The 17126-nt window shown below is 65.9% G+C and carries 14 protein-coding genes; 13 read left to right on the forward strand and 1 reads right to left on the reverse strand.

Going from position 1 to position 17126, the window contains the following annotated elements; all coding sequences use genetic code 11:
- Position 1 precedes the first annotated feature (1 nt).
- The 7 genes from AC1PMG_RS11215 to AC1PMG_RS11245 all read left to right on the forward strand — a co-directional run bounded on the left by AC1PMG_RS11215 (position 2) and on the right by AC1PMG_RS11245 (position 6354).
- Positions 2 to 1042 (forward strand): ketoacyl-ACP synthase III, encoded by a 1041-nt coding sequence (locus AC1PMG_RS11215; RefSeq protein WP_481108940.1) that lies wholly within the window; start codon positions 2 to 4, stop codon positions 1040 to 1042.
- Complete coding sequence (locus AC1PMG_RS11220; RefSeq protein WP_481108941.1) at positions 1039 to 1803, forward strand: SDR family NAD(P)-dependent oxidoreductase; 765 nt, start codon at positions 1039 to 1041, stop codon at positions 1801 to 1803. Before AC1PMG_RS11215 ends, AC1PMG_RS11220 begins: the two co-directional genes overlap by 4 nt.
- Positions 1800 to 2537: an SDR family NAD(P)-dependent oxidoreductase gene (locus tag AC1PMG_RS11225; protein ID WP_481108942.1), complete on the forward strand. Its 738-nt coding sequence runs from the start codon at positions 1800 to 1802 to the stop codon at positions 2535 to 2537. The genes AC1PMG_RS11220 and AC1PMG_RS11225 overlap by 4 nt, the downstream gene beginning before the upstream one ends.
- Complete coding sequence (locus AC1PMG_RS11230; RefSeq protein WP_481108943.1) at positions 2534 to 3178, forward strand: acetyltransferase; 645 nt, start codon at positions 2534 to 2536, stop codon at positions 3176 to 3178. Before AC1PMG_RS11225 ends, AC1PMG_RS11230 begins: the two co-directional genes overlap by 4 nt.
- A 13-nt stretch (positions 3179 to 3191) precedes the next feature.
- A complete protein-coding gene (locus AC1PMG_RS11235) occupies positions 3192 to 4337 on the forward strand; it encodes an aromatic ring-hydroxylating oxygenase subunit alpha (protein WP_481108944.1) in 1146 nt (381 codons plus the stop codon).
- A complete protein-coding gene (locus AC1PMG_RS11240) occupies positions 4327 to 4950 on the forward strand; it encodes a UDP-3-O-(3-hydroxymyristoyl)glucosamine N-acyltransferase (protein WP_481108945.1) in 624 nt (207 codons plus the stop codon). Before AC1PMG_RS11235 ends, AC1PMG_RS11240 begins: the two co-directional genes overlap by 11 nt.
- Positions 4951 to 5220: 270 nt before the next feature.
- A complete protein-coding gene (locus tag AC1PMG_RS11245; RefSeq protein ID WP_481108946.1) occupies positions 5221 to 6354 on the forward strand; it encodes an FkbM family methyltransferase in 1134 nt (377 codons plus the stop codon).
- A gap of 841 nt (positions 6355 to 7195) precedes the next feature.
- Here AC1PMG_RS11245 and AC1PMG_RS11250 read toward each other — a convergent pair.
- Positions 7196 to 7558, reverse strand: a complete 363-nt coding sequence (locus AC1PMG_RS11250) for a hypothetical protein (protein WP_481108947.1) — start codon at positions 7556 to 7558, stop codon at positions 7196 to 7198.
- A gap of 728 nt (positions 7559 to 8286) precedes the next feature.
- Here AC1PMG_RS11250 and AC1PMG_RS11255 point away from each other — a divergent pair.
- From AC1PMG_RS11255 to AC1PMG_RS11280, 6 genes are all read left to right on the forward strand, one after another.
- Complete coding sequence (locus AC1PMG_RS11255) at positions 8287 to 11781, forward strand: glycosyltransferase (protein ID WP_481111655.1); 3495 nt, start codon at positions 8287 to 8289, stop codon at positions 11779 to 11781.
- 257 nt (positions 11782 to 12038) lie between these two features.
- Complete coding sequence (fliE, locus tag AC1PMG_RS11260; RefSeq protein ID WP_017909049.1) at positions 12039 to 12401, forward strand: flagellar hook-basal body complex protein FliE; 363 nt, start codon at positions 12039 to 12041, stop codon at positions 12399 to 12401.
- 12 nt (positions 12402 to 12413) lie between these two features.
- Positions 12414 to 14132, forward strand: coding sequence for a flagellar basal-body MS-ring/collar protein FliF (fliF, locus tag AC1PMG_RS11265; RefSeq protein WP_481108948.1), 1719 nt, complete (start codon positions 12414 to 12416; stop codon positions 14130 to 14132).
- A gap of 10 nt (positions 14133 to 14142) precedes the next feature.
- Entirely contained in the window at positions 14143 to 15132 is a 990-nt protein-coding gene (gene fliG / locus AC1PMG_RS11270) for a flagellar motor switch protein FliG (RefSeq protein WP_209029226.1), read from the forward strand.
- Positions 15129 to 15752, forward strand: a complete 624-nt coding sequence (locus AC1PMG_RS11275; protein WP_295924820.1) for a FliH/SctL family protein — start codon at positions 15129 to 15131, stop codon at positions 15750 to 15752. Before fliG ends, AC1PMG_RS11275 begins: the two co-directional genes overlap by 4 nt.
- Positions 15749 to 17125, forward strand: coding sequence for a FliI/YscN family ATPase (locus tag AC1PMG_RS11280; RefSeq protein ID WP_209249413.1), 1377 nt, complete (start codon positions 15749 to 15751; stop codon positions 17123 to 17125). The genes AC1PMG_RS11275 and AC1PMG_RS11280 overlap by 4 nt, the downstream gene beginning before the upstream one ends.
- Position 17126: the final 1 nt, after the last annotated feature.

Genomic DNA, 17126 nt, shown 5'->3' on the forward strand with positions numbered 1-17126 from the left:
CATGCCGACCTCCACGTTGCACAACGTGCGCTTCGCCGGCATGGCGACCTGCGTGCCCAGGCGCGTCGTCTCCAATCTCACCGATTGTCGGCCGCAGATCCGCTCCGAGCGCGAGCGGCTGGTGCGCAATATCGGCATCGAGACGCGGCGTATGGCCGCCGAATGGCAGTGCTTTTCCGATCTGGCCTTCGACGCGGCGCAGGTACTGCTGGAGCGCCTGCAGTGGCAGCGTGAGGAGGTCGATGCGCTGATCGTGGTCACCCAGTCGCCGGACTATCCGATCCCGGCGACTGCGATCATCCTGCAGGACCGCCTGGGCCTGTCGCACGCCACGGTGGCGTTCGACGTCAACCTGGGCTGCTCGGCCTATCCATTCGGCATCAACCTGCTTGGCTCGATGATCGCCGCCGGCGGGGTCAAGAAAGGCCTGCTGCTGGTGGGCGATCGCAGCGCCAATCTTGAGGACCCGATCTTCTCGGACTCCGGTACCGCCACCGCGCTGGAATTCAGTACCGACTCGGCGCCGATGCACTTCGACCTGAACAGCGATGGCAGCGGTTACCGCGCGATCATCCTGCCGGTCGGCGGTCATCGCGAACCGGTCGGGGTGCAGCACCTGATCCCGTATCGGGCCGACGAGCACGACCGCTGGCACCGTGGTACCGACCTGCAACTGGACGGCGTGGCGGTGCTGAGCTTCTCCACCCAGCGGGTGCCGCCGGCGGTGCAGAAGCTGCTCGACTACAGCGGCGTATCGAAGGACGAGATCGACTACTTCGTGTTCCACCAGGCCAACCGGATGATCAACGAGACCATCCGCAAGAAGCTCGGCCTGCCCCCGGAAAAGGTCCCCTCCACCCTGCACGATTTCGGCAACACCAGCGGCGCCTCGCTGCCGGTGACCATGACCGCGCGGATCAACAAGGAGCTGGAAGAAGGCCGCAAGCGCGTGCTGCTGTGCGGCTTCGGCATCGGCCTGTCGTGGGGGACGTGCCTGGTCGATATCGACGGCGCGGTGTTCCCGGATCTCATCGAATCATGAGTCATGTGACCGATCCATTCTCGCTCGAGGGCAAGCACATCCTGGTCACCGGCGCCTCATCCGGCATCGGCCGCCAGATCGCCCTGTGCTGCGCGCAGATGGGCGCGCAGGTCCTCATTACCGGAAGAGACCATGACCGGCTCGGATCCACGCTGGATGCGATGCACGGCAGCGGACATACGTCGATCCAGGCGGATCTGGACCGGCAAGAGGACATCGATCGGCTGGTGGCCGAATGCGGTCTGCTGCATGGCGTGGTCAACGCAGCGGGAATCTCTCGCCTGGTGCCGCTGCGGTTGGTCAACCGTTCGCACCTGGAAGACACCTTTTCCAGCAATACGTTCGCACCGACTTTGCTGACGCGGGGGCTGCTGGCGAAGAAACGCATCGCCGCCGGTGGGTCTCTCGTGTTCATCTCATCGGTGGCCTCGCATATCGGCCCCATGGCCAGCAGCGCCTACGCCTCCAGCAAAAGCGCCCTGCTCGGCATGGTGCGATCGCTTGCCCAGGAGGTCGGCAAGCATGGGATCCGGGCCAACTGCATCGCGCCTGGCTACGTTCGCACGCCGTTACTGGAAGGACTGCAGGGCAGCGGAGGCAACATGGAAGGCTTGTTCAAGCTGACGCCACTGGACATGGGGGAGCCGGAGGACGTCGCGTATGCGGCTGTCTTCTTCCTGGCCGACGCAAGCCGCTGGATCACCCGTAACTACTTCGTCGTCGATGGCGGTCTGACCGTACCGATGGACATCTACGCATGAAAAATCCGACGCACGCCGCCTTCTCGCTCCATGGCAAGACCATTCTGGTGACCGGAGCGTCCTCTGGTCTGGGCCGACAGATCGCCATCACCTGCGCCGGGCGCGGCGCGCGCATGGTCCTCACCGGGCGCAACGCGGAACGCCTCGACGAGACACTGGGCCAACTTGAGGGCGATGGACATCTTCGCGTCGTCGCCGACCTGACCCACTCCGACCAGCGCGAAGCGCTGGTACGGACGGCGGGCGAAGCCGTCCATGGCGTCGTGCATTGTGCAGCCGTACAAAAGCACTGCCCGATCCGGCAACTGACCGAAACGGCGATGACAGATATCTACACGACCAATTTCCTGGCGCCAGTGATGCTTACGCAACGCCTGCTGCAGGCGAATGCCATCACCGCGCAAGGCTCGATCGTGTTCATGCTGTCCACCGCTGCACATCTCGGCACGCGCGGCGTGGGCCCCTACTCGGCCATGAAAGCCGGCCTGGTCGGCATCATCAAATGCCTGGCGCTGGAGCAGGCCAAACGCCGAATTCGCGTCAACGGGATTTCCCCGTCTGCCGTCGCCACACCGATGTGGAGCGCGGAACAGCTCGAAGCGCAGAAATCCAGGCATCCGTTGGGACTCGGCGAGCCGCAGGACGTGGCCAATGCAGCGGTGTATCTGCTGGCGGACGCGAGCCGTTGGGTGACTGGAACGAGCCTGGTCATGGATGGCGGGTCCATCCTGTGACTCACCCGGTGCTCATCATCGGCGCAGGGGGCTGGGGACGCGAAGTGCTAGCACAGATGCTCGGCGACCCGGACTGCGGAACGAAATGGCAGCCACAGGGATTCCTGGATACCCGCCCACATGTTCTCGATGGCACCGATTGCGAGTTGCCCATCATAGGCGAGCCGGCCGCGCACCATCCATTCCCGGAACAACGCTTTGTCTGCGCGATTGGAGATCCACACGCCCGCGAGCGGTATGCAACGCCGCTACTGGAAAAAAGCGCGGAGTTCATACCGATCATTACCGGGGCCTTCCTCAGTCCGCAGGTCCGTATCGGCGTGGGGTGCATTCTCTGCCATCGTGTTCAGCTCAGCCCTAATGTACGGCTGGGCGATTTCGCCAACATCCACGCCAACACCATGCTCGGGCACGACGTGCAGGTGGGGCGTTACGCCCAGATCGGAGCGATGACGTTCGTCGGTGGAGGTGCGTCCATTGGCGACTACGCCACGGTGCACCCGCATGCCACCATTCTGCCCGGCATCCGAATCGGTGATGGCGCCATCGTGGGCGCAGGATCAGTGGTAGTGAAGGACGTCCCCGACGGTGCAAGCGTGTTCGGCAATCCTGCGAAGCTGATCTTTAGCAAAGATTCTTGAGAGGCCCTACCAGATGCTTTCACGAATGCAGCCACGCTACTACCTTTCCCAGGACATCTTCGCGCTCGAGCAACACAAGATCTTCCGCAAGCTCTGGATCTTCGCAGGCCTGAAAACGCTGCTTCCGGAGAACAACTGCTTCATTACCCGCAAGATCGGCGGAATCCCGGTCGTCATCCAGAATTTCCACGGACGGTTGCGTGCGTTCGAGAACGTCTGCCTGCATCGCAGCGCGATGTTGCAGACCGCGGCGGTGGGACGGCGGTCTTTGGTGTGTCCCTACCATGCCTGGAAGTACGATGCGGATGGCCGTGTCGACAACATCCCCGATTGCGAGGCAGTCTATGGCTTCAGCGATGCGCAAAAGCGCGACATGAAGCTGCGCGAGTTCGCGCTGCGTGAGGTAGGCGCGGTGCTGTTCGTCAACGTGGACGATTCGCCCTTGCCTTTCGAGTCACAGTTCTCTCCAGACTTCCTGACATCGCTCGAAAACAGTTCGAATGCTTACGACACCGAAGTGATGGTGACCACCTGGCATGGCCGCTTCAACTGGAAGTTGGCGTACGAGAACCTGCGCGACGCCAATCACCCGCGTTTCGTTCATCCCAAAAGCCTGGCGAAGACAGTCGACTTCGTCGCTCACGTCGACCACGCGCTGCTGGAGGAAACCAAGATGCCGCTGACCGACACGTCCAGAGCCGGACTGCGAAAGGAAATGGCGCGGTTCAGCACCGGCGGTGCCGACGCTCCCATTCACGGCATGAAGCACTTCGGATGGCATGAGAAGGTCAACCGCTGGGGCGACCAGGATGTCTATTACAACTGGCTGACCTTCCCGAACATGCACATTGCCAGTGCCAATGGCGGACACTCGTTCACGCTGGAGAACCACATCCCCATCTCCGCGAACCAGACGGATGTCGAAATATACTGGTTCACCGCTAGGAAAAGAGAAACCTATGCAGGATCGCACCAGGTGCTGCTAGCGCAGATGCACGGCAGCAAGCAGGTGGTCGGCGAAGACATCGAGATCATGGAACAAGTCCAGTCGGCCCTGCACGCGGACGCGCCCGTCCCACAGCAAGGCGACTACGAAGCGTTCAATCGTCTGATCGAGCGCTGGTACACCACTGTGATGGAGATGGATGATGGGATCTAAATGGATCGTGGGGGGAGGGCCATTTCTCGATCTGGTTTTTCGCATGTGGCAGCAGGCTCGGCCCGATCAGCCATTGCAACGGCTGGACGTTCCGCAAGGCTCGGACTACCGTTTCGACTTTTCCGCTCTCGACGCCGTTACCGCAGACAACAGCGGAGTGTTCGTGGCATTCGACCAGCGCTTCGGAAACTTCAAGCGCATGGAACTGATGCAGGCGGTGATGGAACGTGGGTGGCGCATGGATCCATTCGTGCATCCGACCGCGGTCGTCGACAGCGGCACCAGCATCGGCCCCAACAGCTTCATCGGTCCCGCCACCGTGATCGACCCTGGCTGCAAGATCGACTACAACACCGTGATCGTGTCCGGTGTCCACGTCGGCTACGGCAGCCGCATCAAATCCTCGTGCTGGCTCGACCACGGCGTTCATCTGGCGGAGAACGTCGAACTCGGCAGCCATTGCACGCTGCACAGTGGCGTCATCCTGCAGCGTGGAATCAAGGTGGGCAGAAGCTGCGAACTCGGGTGGCCGCAGGTGTATCGTCACGACATCGCCGCAAGAACCGTGTTCGACAGCCGCTACGACGAACCCATCCACGTCTATGGCAAGTAGGTCGCTACGCTGTCGTCCACGAATCCCGATGATCAGCGGTTTGTTGCGCCGCGCAATCGACGCGACTGCGTTGCGTCGTCGCCCCCCGCTAGAGCGCGCGTCATGCAGTGACCCAAGGCTGGGATGTATGCACGGTGGCTATCTGGCGCGCTTCGCTACGCTCAAGTATGGGTGCTTCGTTGCGCGGCCTGTGGTCGCAGCGATGCAAGGCCCGCTGCTCTGTCTTCCCACCATGTGCGCGCTTGCGAGCGCTCCCTTTCGAGTGAGCCCATGAACGACTCTCTGGCCGCGCCTCAGCGCGAAGCCGACCTGATCGACGACTGCAAGCGCGCCGGCGGTGCGATTTTCCTGGCCCCCAGCTCCAGCATCGGCAGCCTATTTGCGGCCCGTGCGGCCGCCCTGCTGACCAAGCACGCGCCCGGCATCCGCATCGTCGCCCTGGACGATCTGCTGCACGAACGCCGCATCACCAATGCTGGTTTCGATGACGTGCGGCCTACCAATGCGTTCGGACGCGATCCGGACCTGGCCGGCCTGCCCACGGTCAACTGTGCGTACATGCCGGCCTCGTGGCTGTATTTCGATCAGTTGCAGCGCCTTGGCAGCGGCTGCCGCCTTGATCTGCCGCAACTGATGTACGCGCTGGACATGCCGCTGGTGTATCAGACCGGGCGCGTGACACGGGAACAGACGCTGGCGCATGCCGACCGGTTCGATGCCCTGCGCGATCGCTTCGTCGACGGGCTGAGCGTTCGCACGTTGGATGCGGTGCTGCGGATGCGCATGGACGGGGACCGACGGCCGCTGATTGACGTGCTGTGTCCGATGGAGCACGAGTACTACTCCGTGTATTCGACCGTAGAGCATCCACTGCCGATCGGCGTGAGCGAACATTACGTGGATATCGGCGCCTATCGCGGCGACACGGTGAAGAAGTTCCGTGCTGCGGCGCGCCACGACTATGCTGCCATCCATGCATTCGAGCCCGACCCCACGAACTTCGCTGCTCTCCAGCATGGGTTGGTGGAAGACGGCGGCCGCACGACACTGTACAACGCGGCGGTCGCCGATGTCGCCGGGACGCTGGCGTTCGATGCCCAGGGCACCATGGGCAGCCGGCTGGACGGACGCGGCGAAGCGCGCGTGGACTGCGTGCGTTTGGACGACCTGATCGAGCACGTCAGCGTCCTGAAGATGGATGTGGAAGGCGCAGAGGCCAAGGTGCTGCGCGGCGCCACCGAGCTGATCAGGCGCTGCCGCCCACGCATGGCCATCACCGGCTATCACCACGCGCTCGACCTACTGGACATCGTCGCCGAACTAGACAGAATCCTGCCGGACGCCAAGCTGTGCCTGCGCCACTACTCCCTTTACTTCTACGATACCGTGCTCTACGTGGAATGATGCTGGCATGCAATGGCACGCGACTCAAGACGCTCCGAGAGAGCGCGACGGTATCCATTTAAAGGTCGCCACGGGGCCGTTCTCGCTGTTCACCAATTCAATCCCAAACAAAGATTGAGTGAACAAATCTATTCTAAACAACGATCAATTGACATGTGCTGTGTACCGCCGCCGAAAGTGAACGCCTCAGTCAACGCAAGGATCCATTCCTGCAGTATTTCGCCAAATAGCAGACGCACCATCTAAAACCGAACGAAGCCACTTGCCACATTTCCCATCAAAATTTTCAACGTGCGTCCTGCCTAGAACATGACTAGAACATTGATAGGCATCGTATAACTGCATAACGAATAACACGTTGACAATACATCCACAGCGTGCTGGATGGCCTGAAATGCAGTCGCAGCGCTTAGCCCGTCATTGGAATCGCTATCCGTACTGGCGAAGTACAAAGAAAAATCCTGGGTCGATGCAACGGAATAAGTTACATAGCCATTCGCTCTAGTACCGATCGCGAATTACTCTTCATCAGTGTTGAAATATGGCTCGCGAGCAGCGGGTTCATCAGCCGGCGCAACAGCCAAAATGCGCACGCGCACCACATTCTAAGTAGACAACGACACCTAAGATAGCGCCCGAAATAATATTAAATATTCACACTTTTGGTTGCGAATTTTACCACCAAAAACCGTCATCTACAGTAATGATATTTAGAATTTTATAACTTGGTGCTGCTGCTTTTTGCAGCAGCACCAAGTCACAAGCCTCGCGCGCGACCAAAAGGTTCTTGCTTCATTTTGGCAAACAGAGGACTTTAATGCACTGATTACCCCCCATTTTGTTAACTAAGCAAGTCCCACGTCGCAAAGAACCCGCCATCAGCAGCCGCGCCATCGAGGAAACTTCCGCTACTGACCCACAGGCCAAGGCCAGGTGGGATGAACAAAGGATATTGAAGGAGGACCTGAGAGCGCTCACCGGCACGAGCAGCCCCATTGCCAGCAAAAATAATTGGCGTATCAATATCTCCGGGACTGGGAGGCGGCGTTGTCGAGGCATATAGATTCACCCATCCATGCCCCGGCTGAATACCCGCGGTCCGCAGATAGATTCCGTTCTTATTCTGCGATGGCTGGACAATTTGCACCACACTTCCATTAGGAAATACACAACGCGAAAATGCGCCAATTTTGACAGCTTCCATAGCACTCTCCTTGAATGTGATTTATGCCAATAAATTTTATTTTGCGGATAAGCTAAATCATTTGATCGACCCTCCCTTCAAAAAATTGCTTTAATCAATAAAACCCACGCATGAAAAGTTAATCTACAACTCTATTAAAATCACTCAAAACAAGCCAAAAGGCATGGCAACCACTAGATATAAAGCCTTCTTCTGAAGATTATTTTTCAGCCAAAAGAAAATCAACACAACCAAGCTCGCCCGCCGGATAAGCTCGCCCATGCGGTGTCTTCTCTTGGTCCTTTTAACTCCAGCCGTATTCGGTATAGACACTGTAGGGAGTTGTAGGATCAAATCCTGCGACTGCATCGAGTCGTGAGCGTTAAATTTTGGACTGAGTGACCTCAATGCCGCAGCCCTCTGCTGAAGACGCTTCATCCCGGCTCATTAGACGAATCGAAGTCAGTTATGCCGACGACTCCGTGATACGTAGACGTCTGGTCCTCGCTCGATTAGCGGGCGCTCAACGTGAGGGAGCGTCACGGCCTTCATTTTTTGAGGCACTGCTTCACGTTCTTCAACTCATCTCCCGCCCTTCCTCTCGTTTCACCGGGGCGGACATCCATCGGCACGCTTATTGCATCATGGGAAATCGATCCGCTTGATCGCGACTGCGCTCGCGGCCGAACCTGCCCCCTTCCCGCAACGGTCCATCGTTCATGCCTCACCCGCCCCTGGTCAGCGTGGTCATGCCGGCCTACAAGCTGCGCTACTTCGAGCAGGCCCTCGACAGCGTGCTGGCCCAGACCTATCCGGCGCTGGAACTGGTCATCTGCGACGACAACCCGACCGAGGCGATCGCCGAGGTGGCGGAACGCCACGCCGCGACGGCCCCCTTCCCGATCCGCTACCAGCGCAATCCGGAGCGTTACGGCGAGCTCGGCAGCACCGCGCGCGGCATCGCCCTGGCCCAGGGCGAGTACGTGAAGTTCCTGCACGACGACGACGTGCTGGCGCCGGACTGCGTCGCCGCGCTGGTCGCGGCGATGCAGGGTGCACCGGACGTCCTGCTGGCGTCCTCGCGCCGCCAGCGCATAGACAGCCACGGCGCGCCGATGGAGGACATCCCGGCCACCGCCTTCCCGTTCGCCGGCGACGTGCTGCTGGACGGGCCGGAGCTGCTGTCGTTCCTGGCCGACCACACCATCAACTTCGTCGGCGAGCCCAGTTGCGTGCTGTGCCGGCGCAGCGACCTGCTGGAGATCGGCGACGAACTGATGACGCTGGCCGGCAAGGTCATCAACTGGGTCGGCGACCTGGCGCTGTACGCCAAGCTGCTGCACCGCGGCCACCTGGCGCTGCTGGCGAAGCCGCTGACCCGGTTCCGGGTGTCGGAGGAACAGTACAGCCAGGCCGGCCGCGACCAGCCCGGCATCGGCGACCAGGGGCATGCCAACTTCCGCCAGGGCGTGCGCGCCATGGGCTGGTACCGCGGCGATGGCGACGTCCGCCAGGTCACGGTGACGCCGCTGGGCGGCGGCCCCGGCACGTCGGTGGACCTGTTGCAGGCGATCCAGGACGCCTACGCGCGCGTCTGTGTGCAAGCCGCACTGCGCGACTGGCAGGCGCGGCGGACGGTGACGCCGGCGCAACGCGAGCTGCTCGACGCGCGCCTGGACGCCCTCGGCGGCACGCCGCGGCTGGCCGTGCTGGTCGACGCGCGCGGCGCCGAACACACCGCGCTGGCAGCGACCCTGGACAGCCTGCTGCTGGAGGGCGCGCCGTTCGCACAGTTACAGGCGCTGGTGCTGGGCGACGCGCCCATCGCCGCGTGGCCGGACCCGCGGGTCCGGATCCTGCCGCCGCCGGCTCCCGACGCCGATGCGGCGGCGTTGCACGCGGCCCTGGACGCCGCGCCGGACAGCGACTGGTGCCTGCGCGTGGCGGCGGGCAGCCGTTTCTACCCCGGCGGCCTGCTGCGGCTGCTGCTGGAACTGGCGCAGCAGCCGCAGTGCAACGCGCTGTATGCGGATGCATGGCTGGCCGTGGACGCCGACACCCTGGCGCCGCTGCTGCGGCCCGATCCGGACCTGGACCTGCTGCTGGGCAATCCGCTGGCCACGGCCAGCCACTGGGTGTTCCGCCGCACGGCGGTGCAGGCGCTGGGCGGTTTCGACCCGGCCTACGACGGCGCCAGCGAATTCGAGCTGATCCTGCGCCTGTTCCTGCGCGACGGCGGCGACGGCATCGCCCACCTGCCCGAGCCGCTGCTGGTCGCCCCGCCGGCCAGCGCCGAGGCCGGCGGCCCGGCGCGCCAGCGCGCGATCGCCGCGCACCTGCAGGCCCGCGGCTATGCGCAGGCCACGGTCGAGCCGTTGCCGGGCGGCCTGTTCCGCATCGACTACGGCCACCCTGCGCAGCCGCCGGTCTCGATCGTGCTGCTGGCGCAGGACAACCTGGCGGCGCTGCAGCGCGCGGTGGTCAGCCTGCTCGAACAGACCGCCTACCCCGCCTACGAACTGCTGCTGGTGGACAACGCCAGCCACGCCCCGGAAATCACCGCGTGGATGCAGGCGGTGGCCGAACTGGGCAACGGCCGCATCCGCGTGTTCGCGCTGGAACAGCGGGTCTGCCAGGCCGAGGCGCACAACCTCGCCGCCACCCAGGCGCAGGGCGACTATCTGCTGTTCCTCGACGCCGACAGCGCCGCGGTGCAGGACCACTGGCTGCACGCGCTGATGAACCACGCGCAGCGGCCCGAGGTCGGCATCGTCGGCGCCAAGGGCGTGGCCGCCGACGGCCGCATCACCCATGCCGGCCTGCTGCCGGGCCTGCTGGCCGGCGCCGGCCATGCCTTCGCCGGCGAGGCGATGGCGCAGCCGGGCTACATGGGCCGGCTGCAGGTGGCGCACCGCTACAGCGCGGTGTCGGCGCATTGCTTGCTGGTGCGGCGGGCGTTGTTCGAGCACCTGTCCGGATTCGACGCGGCCGGCTTCGCCGCCGGCGGCGCCGACGTGGACCTGTGCCTGCGCGCCGCGGCGGCGGGCGCCTGGACCGTGTGGACGCCGCAGGCGCTGCTGCTGCAACCAGCCTCGGCCACGCGCAGCGAGCCGGCCGACGAGGCGCTGCTGCAGCGCTGGCTGCCGGCGCTGGCGCAGGACCTGGCCTATTCGCCCAGCCTGGGCCTGGACCAGCCCGGCGGCTTCCAGTTGACCGAGTCCGAGTTCTCCTGGCAGCCGCTGGCGTGGAAACCGCTGCCGCGGGTGCTGGCCCATCCCGGCGACACCTTCGGCAGCGGCCAGTACCGGGTGATCCAGCCGTTCCAGGCGCTGGCCGCGACGGCGCAGATCGACGGCCTGTACTACGCGCGGTTGCTCGACCCGGTGGAGCTGCAGCGCATCGGCGCCGACGTGGTGGTGCTGCAGCGCCGGGTCGGCGACGCGGAACTGGCGCGGATGGAGCGCATGCGCCGTTTCGGCACTGCCTTCATGGTCTACGAGCTGGACGACTACCTGCCGAACCTGCCGTTGAAGAGCGCGCATCGCGAGCACATGCCCAAGGACGTGCTGCGCTCGCTGCGGCGCGCCGCCACGCTGGTGGACCGGGTCACCGTCTCCACGCCGGACCTGGCCGAGGCGCTGGCCGGCCTGCACGGCGACATTCGCGTGGTGCGCAACCGGCTGGAGCCGCAGCTGTGGGGCGCGCTGGCGCCGCCGGCCGCATCCGCCTCGGCCAAGCCGCGGGTCGGCTGGGCCGGCGGGCTCAGTCACACCGGCGATCTGGAACTGATCGCCGACGTGGTGCAGGCGCTGGCCGGCGAGGTGCACTGGGTGTTCATGGGCCTGTGCCCGGAGCGGCTGCGCCGGCACGTGCACGAGGTGCACGCGGGCGTGGACTTCGCCCGCTATCCGCAGGCGCTGGCCGCGCTGGGCCTGGACCTGGCATTGGCGCCGCTGGAAGACAACCTGTTCAATCGCTGCAAGAGCAACCTGCGCCTGCTCGAGTACGGCGCCTGCGGCTACCCGGTGGTGGCCAGCGACCTGCCGCCCTACCGCGACGGCGCGCTGCCGGTCACCCTGGTCAAGAATCGCTTTCGCGACTGGGTCAATGCGATCCGCGCGCACCTGGCCGATGCCGACGCGCGGGCCGCGGCAGGCACTGCCCTGCGCGCGACGGTGCAGCGCGACTGGTTGCTGCAGGGCGCCAATCTGCAGGAGTGGCGGGCAGCCTGGCTGCCGGACTGAGTCGGTCCCCTCGCCCCACCGTGAGGTCGCCACGCGGCGCCCGCGTCCGACCGTGACGCCGCGCACGGCGTCAACCTGCCGACACCTTGCCGGCACGCAGTCCGTGCCGGCCGTGCCACCGGCGCCAGGAACCCGTCACCGGGTGCCGGCCTTCCCCGCGCATGCCTGTCTGCAGGCCGCGAGACACGTGAGTGCCGTTTCGGCACAACGCTTGCATTGCATACGGGCAAGCCGTTTCCCGGCAGGGACTTCACCGTATGAGCGACTCCATCAGCTCCATCCTTTCGCAGATCCGCAGCTACCAGGGCCAGGTCGGCCAGGCGGCGCAGACGCGGGTGGGCGATGTCGGCCGCAGCAATGCGATCGAAGGCCTGGCCGGCAACCAGGGCGTGCAGGGCCCGAGCTTCACCGAGACCCTGCGCAACGCGATCGGCGGCGTGAACGAGGCCCAGCAGAAGTCCGGCGACCTCGCCAAGGCCTTCGAACTGGGCGACCCCAGCGCCGATCTGGCCAAGGTGATGCTGGCCGCGCAACAGTCCCAGGTGGCGTTTCGCGCTACCGTGGAAGTCCGCAACCGACTCGTCCAGGCGTACCAGGACGTGATGAACATGCCGCTGTAAGGGTAGAAGACGATGGCGCTTGCGATCAGCAAAGACACATTCAACAGCGAAAAGGCCGGGGCCTGGTTCGACCGCCTGCAGAGCCTGCAGCTCACCCGTCGCATCGGCCTGATGGCGATGATCGCGGTGGCCGTGGCCGCCGGCCTGTTCGTGTTCTTCTGGTCGCAGAAGCCGGCCTACACCCCCCTGTACACCGGCCTGGACGAGAAGGGCACGGCCGAGGCCACCGACCTGCTGCGCACCGCGCAGATCCCGTTCAAGCTCGACCAGGCCACCGGCGCGATCACCGTGCCGGAGGACAAGCTGTACGACGCGCGGCTGAAGCTGGCCGGCTCCGGCCTGACCGACAACGGCAACATGGGCTTCGAGGTGATGGAGAAGGATCCCGGCTTCGGGGTCAGCCAGTTCGTAGAGAACGCCCGCTACCAGCACGCCCTGGAAACCGAGCTGGCGCGCACCATCGCCAGCCTGCGCCCGGTGCGCGAGGCGCGCGTGCACCTGGCCATCCCCAAGCCGAGCGCGTTCACCCGCCAGCGCGAGGCCGCCAGCGCCTCGGTGGTGCTGGAACTGCGCGGCGGCACCACCCTGGAACGCAACCAGGTCGATGCGATCGTCAACATGGTCGCCTCCAGCATCCCCGACCTGGCGCCGGACCGCGTCACCGTGGTCGACCAGAGCGGGCGCATGCTGACCATCGCCGACCCGAACAGCGATGCCGCGCTCAACGCCGCCCAGTTCGACCAGGTGCGCCGCCAGGAAAGCGCCTACAACCAGCGCATCCGCGAACTGCTGGAGCCGATGACCGGCCCGGGCCGGGTCAACCCGGAAGTGAACGTGGACATGGACTTCTCGGTGGTCGAGGAAGCGCGCGAGCTGTACAACGGCGACCCGCCGAAGCTGCGCAGCGAGCAGGTCAGCGACAGCAGCACCAGCACCAGCGGTCCGCAGGGCGCGCCCGGCGCGACCAGCAACTCGCCGGGCAGCGCGCCGGGTCAGCCGGGCGCCACCGGTGCCCCGCCCGTCGCCGGCACCGGCACCCAGCAGGCGGCCGCCGCGACCCCGACCGAAAGCTCCAAGAGCGCCACCCGCAACTACGAGCTGGACCGCACCCTGCAGCACACCCGGCAGCCGGCCGGGCGCATCAAGCGCGTGTCGGTGGCGGTGCTGGTGGACCACGTGATGCGGCCGGGCGCCAAGGGCAAGATGACCGAACAGGCGCTCAGCGCCGCCGAGCTGACCCGCATCGAAGGCCTGGTCAAGCAGGCGGTGGGCTTCAACGCCGAGCGCGGCGACACCGTCTCGGTGATGAACGCCCCGTTCGTCCGCCAGGCCCCGGAAGCGGCCGACAAGCCCGGTTGGTGGGAAGATCCGCGGGTGATGAACGTCGCGCGCCTGGTGCTGGGTGCGGCGGTGGTGCTGGCGCTGCTGTTCGGCGTGCTGCGCCCGGCGCTGCGCCAGATCGCCGGTCCCGCACCGGCCGCGGCGGTGGGCCACGACCGCGACGGCAACGAGCCGCGCGACGCCAAGCTGTCGATGCTCGACGACGACAACCCGCTGCTGCCGTCGCTGGGCGAGGACACCGCCAGCCTCAGCGGCGGCACTGGCGGCAACCCCGCCATCGCCCTGCCCGACGCCTACGAGGAACGGTTGCGCCAGGCCCGCGAAGCGGTCAAACAGGATTCCAAGCGCGTGGCGCAGGTCGTGAAGGGATGGGTCGCCAGTGAAGCCTGATGCGAACGCAATGAATGGCACCCAGCGCGCCGCCGTGCTGCTGCTGTCGCTCGGCGAGGCCGACGCGGCCGAGGTGCTCAAGCACATGGACCCCAAGGAGGTGCAGAAGATCGGCATCGCCATGGCGACGCTGAGCGGCATCTCGCGCGACCAGGTCGAGAAGGTCATGGAGGAGTTCAACGCCGAGCTGGGCAGCAAGACCTCGCTGGGCGTGGGCGCCGACGACTACATCCGCAATGTGCTGGTGCAGGCGCTGGGCGCCGACAAGGCCGGCAGCCTGATCGACCGCATCCTGCTGGGCCGCAACACCACCGGCCTGGACACGCTGAAGTGGATGGACCCGCGCTCCATCGCCGACCTGGTGCGCAACGAGCATCCGCAGATCATCGCCATCGTGATGGCGCACCTGGACAGCGACCAGGCCGCCGAAGCGCTGAAGCTGCTGCCCGAGCGCACCCGCGCCGACGTGCTGATGCGCATCGCCACGCTCGACGGCATCCCGCCGCACGCGCTCAACGAGCTCAACGAGATCATGGAGCGGCAGTTCTCCGGCAACCAGAACCTGAAGTCGTCCAACGTGGGCGGGGTCAAGGTCGCGGCCAACATCCTCAACTTCCTGGACGGCGGCTCGGACCAGGGCGTGCTGACGGCGATCAGCAAGATCGACGCCGACCTCGGCAGCCGCATCCAGGACCTGATGTTCGTGTTCGACAACCTGGTGGAGCTGGACGACCGCGGCCTGCAGACCATGCTGCGCGAAGTCAGCGGCGACCGTCTCGGCCTGGCCCTGCGCGGCGCCGACATCAAGGTGCGCGACAAGATCACCAAGAACATGTCCCAGCGCGCCGCCGAAATCCTGCTGGAAGACATGGAAGCGCGCGGCCCGGTGCGCCTGGCCGACGTGGAGGCCGCGCAGAAGGAGATCCTGGCGATCGTGCGGCGCCTGGCCGACGAAGGCGTGATCAGCCTGGGCGGTAGCGGTGCGGAGGCCATGGTATGAACGGCAACGTGGTGCGCTGGCTGGCGCCGGAACTCGATGCCCCGCCCGCGCTGGCGGCGCTGCCCTACGAAGACGCGCTGCCGGACGAGCCGGTGCTGCGCCCGCCGAGCCTGGAGGAGATCCAGGCGATCGAGGCCGCGGCCCAGCACGAAGGCTTCGAGCGCGGCCACGCCGAGGGCCTGGCCCAGGGACAGGCCGAGATCCGCCGCCTCACCGCGCAGATCGACGGCATCCTGGACAACTTCTCGCGGCCGCTGGCGCGGCTGGAGAACGAGGTGGTCGGCGCGCTCGGCGAGCTGGCCGTGCGCATCGCCGGCAGCCTGGTCGGCCGCGCCTACCAGGCCGACCCGGTGCTGCTGTCGGAACTGGTCGCCGAGGCGCTGGACGCGGTCGGCGGCGCGCGCCGCGACGTCGAGGTGCGCCTGCACCCGGACGACATCGCCGCGCTGACCCCGCTGCTGACGCTGATGGATCAGGGCATCCGGCTGGTGCCGGACCTGAGCCTGAGCCGCGGCGACCTGCGCGTGCACGCCGAATCGGTGCGCATCGACGGCACCCTCGAGGCGCGCCTGCGCGCGGCGCTGGAAACGGTGATGCGCAAGTCCGGAGCGGGCCTGTGAGCGCGCTGTCCGGCACCCACCCCGCCGACTGGCTGGATGCGCGCAACCTGCGCCTGGCCGGCCGCCTCGGCAAGCTCGACCTGGACGCGGCCGCCGGCCGCGGCCTGATCCGCGAAGGCATCCTGCGCCGCGCGGTCGGCCTGACCCTGGAAGCGGTCGGCTGCGAGGCGCCGATGGGCGCCACCTGCAAGGTCGAGGTCGACGGCGGCTGGGTCGACGCGGAAGTGGTCGGCTTCTCCGGCGACCGCACCTCGCTGATGCCCAGCGCCGAAACCCACGGCCTGCTGCCCAACGCGCGGGTGGTGCCGCTGCACCGCCGCGGCGGCGTGGAAGTGGGCGAAGGCCTGCTCGGCCGGGTGATCGACTCGGACGGCGTGCCGCTGGACGGCAAGGGCCCGATCCGCGCCGAGGGCTCGGTGGGCATGGCCGGCGTGTCGATCAACCCGCTGGCGCGCGAACCGATCACCACCCCGCTGGACGTGGGCGTGCGCGCGATCAACGCGCTGCTGCCGATCGGCCGCGGCCAGCGCGTGGGCCTGTTCGCCGGCTCCGGCGTCGGCAAGTCCACCCTGCTGGGCATGATGACCCGCTACACCGCCGCCGACGTGATCGTGGTCGGGCTGATCGGCGAACGCGGCCGCGAAGTGCGCGATTTCGTCGAGACCACCCTGGGCGAGGAAGGCCTGCGCCGCGCCGTGGTGGTCGCCGCCCCGGCCGACCGCCCGCCGCTGGCGCGCCTGCACGGCGCCTACCGCGCCACCGCCATCGCCGAGTGGTTCCGCGACCAGGGCCTGAACGTGCTGCTGCTGATGGATTCGCTGACCCGCTTCGCCCAGGCCCAGCGCGAGATCGGCCTGTCGGTGGGCGAGCCGCCGACCACCCGCGGCTATCCGCCGTCGGTGTTCGCCAAGCTGCCGGCGCTGGTCGAACGCGCCGGCAACGGCGCCAAGGGCCGCGGCTCGATCACCGCCTTCTACACCGTGCTCACCGAAGGCGACGATCCGCAGGACCCGATCGCCGATGCCGCGCGCGCCATCCTCGACGGCCACATCCTGCTGTCGCGGCGCGTCGCCGACAGCGGCCTGTACCCGGCCATCGACGTCGAGTCCTCGGTCAGCCGCGTGGTCCAGGACATCGCCGACGAGCCGTGGCGCCTGCGCATCCGCTCGCTGAAGCGGCTGGTGTCGGCGTACTCGGCCAACCGCGACCTGATCACCATCGGCGCCTACCAGCGCGGCAACGATCCGGCCGTGGACGAAGCGCTGGAGCGCTGGCCGGAGATCATGGAATTCCTCGGACAGGACGTCGCCAAAGCCGCAGATCTGCCCCACAGCCAGGCCGCCCTCAAGCGCCTGGTCGACCGCGAGAACTAAG

It is taken from the genome of Xanthomonas sp. NCPPB 2250 (genome assembly GCF_056725265.1).

Bases quoted from the DNA above. Each gene is read 5' to 3' on its own strand.
- AC1PMG_RS11235 (WP_481108944.1), top strand. From the start codon at position 3,192: ATGCTTTCACGAATGCAGCCACGCTACTACCTTTCCCAGGACATCTTC.
- AC1PMG_RS11215 (WP_481108940.1), top strand. From the start codon at position 2: ATGCCGACCTCCACGTTGCACAACGTGCGCTTCGCCGGCATGGCGACC.
- AC1PMG_RS11255 (WP_481111655.1), top strand. From the start codon at position 8,287: ATGCCGGCCTACAAGCTGCGCTACTTCGAGCAGGCCCTCGACAGCGTG.
- AC1PMG_RS11240 (WP_481108945.1), top strand. From the start codon at position 4,327: ATGGGATCTAAATGGATCGTGGGGGGAGGGCCATTTCTCGATCTGGTT.
- AC1PMG_RS11250 (WP_481108947.1), bottom strand. From the start codon at position 7,558: ATGGAAGCTGTCAAAATTGGCGCATTTTCGCGTTGTGTATTTCCTAAT.
- fliF (WP_481108948.1), top strand. From the start codon at position 12,414: ATGGCGCTTGCGATCAGCAAAGACACATTCAACAGCGAAAAGGCCGGG.
- AC1PMG_RS11225 (WP_481108942.1), top strand. From the start codon at position 1,800: ATGAAAAATCCGACGCACGCCGCCTTCTCGCTCCATGGCAAGACCATT.
- AC1PMG_RS11275 (WP_295924820.1), top strand. From the start codon at position 15,129: ATGAACGGCAACGTGGTGCGCTGGCTGGCGCCGGAACTCGATGCCCCG.
- fliE (WP_017909049.1), top strand. From the start codon at position 12,039: ATGAGCGACTCCATCAGCTCCATCCTTTCGCAGATCCGCAGCTACCAG.
- AC1PMG_RS11220 (WP_481108941.1), top strand. From the start codon at position 1,039: ATGAGTCATGTGACCGATCCATTCTCGCTCGAGGGCAAGCACATCCTG.
- fliG (WP_209029226.1), top strand. From the start codon at position 14,143: ATGAATGGCACCCAGCGCGCCGCCGTGCTGCTGCTGTCGCTCGGCGAG.
- AC1PMG_RS11245 (WP_481108946.1), top strand. From the start codon at position 5,221: ATGAACGACTCTCTGGCCGCGCCTCAGCGCGAAGCCGACCTGATCGAC.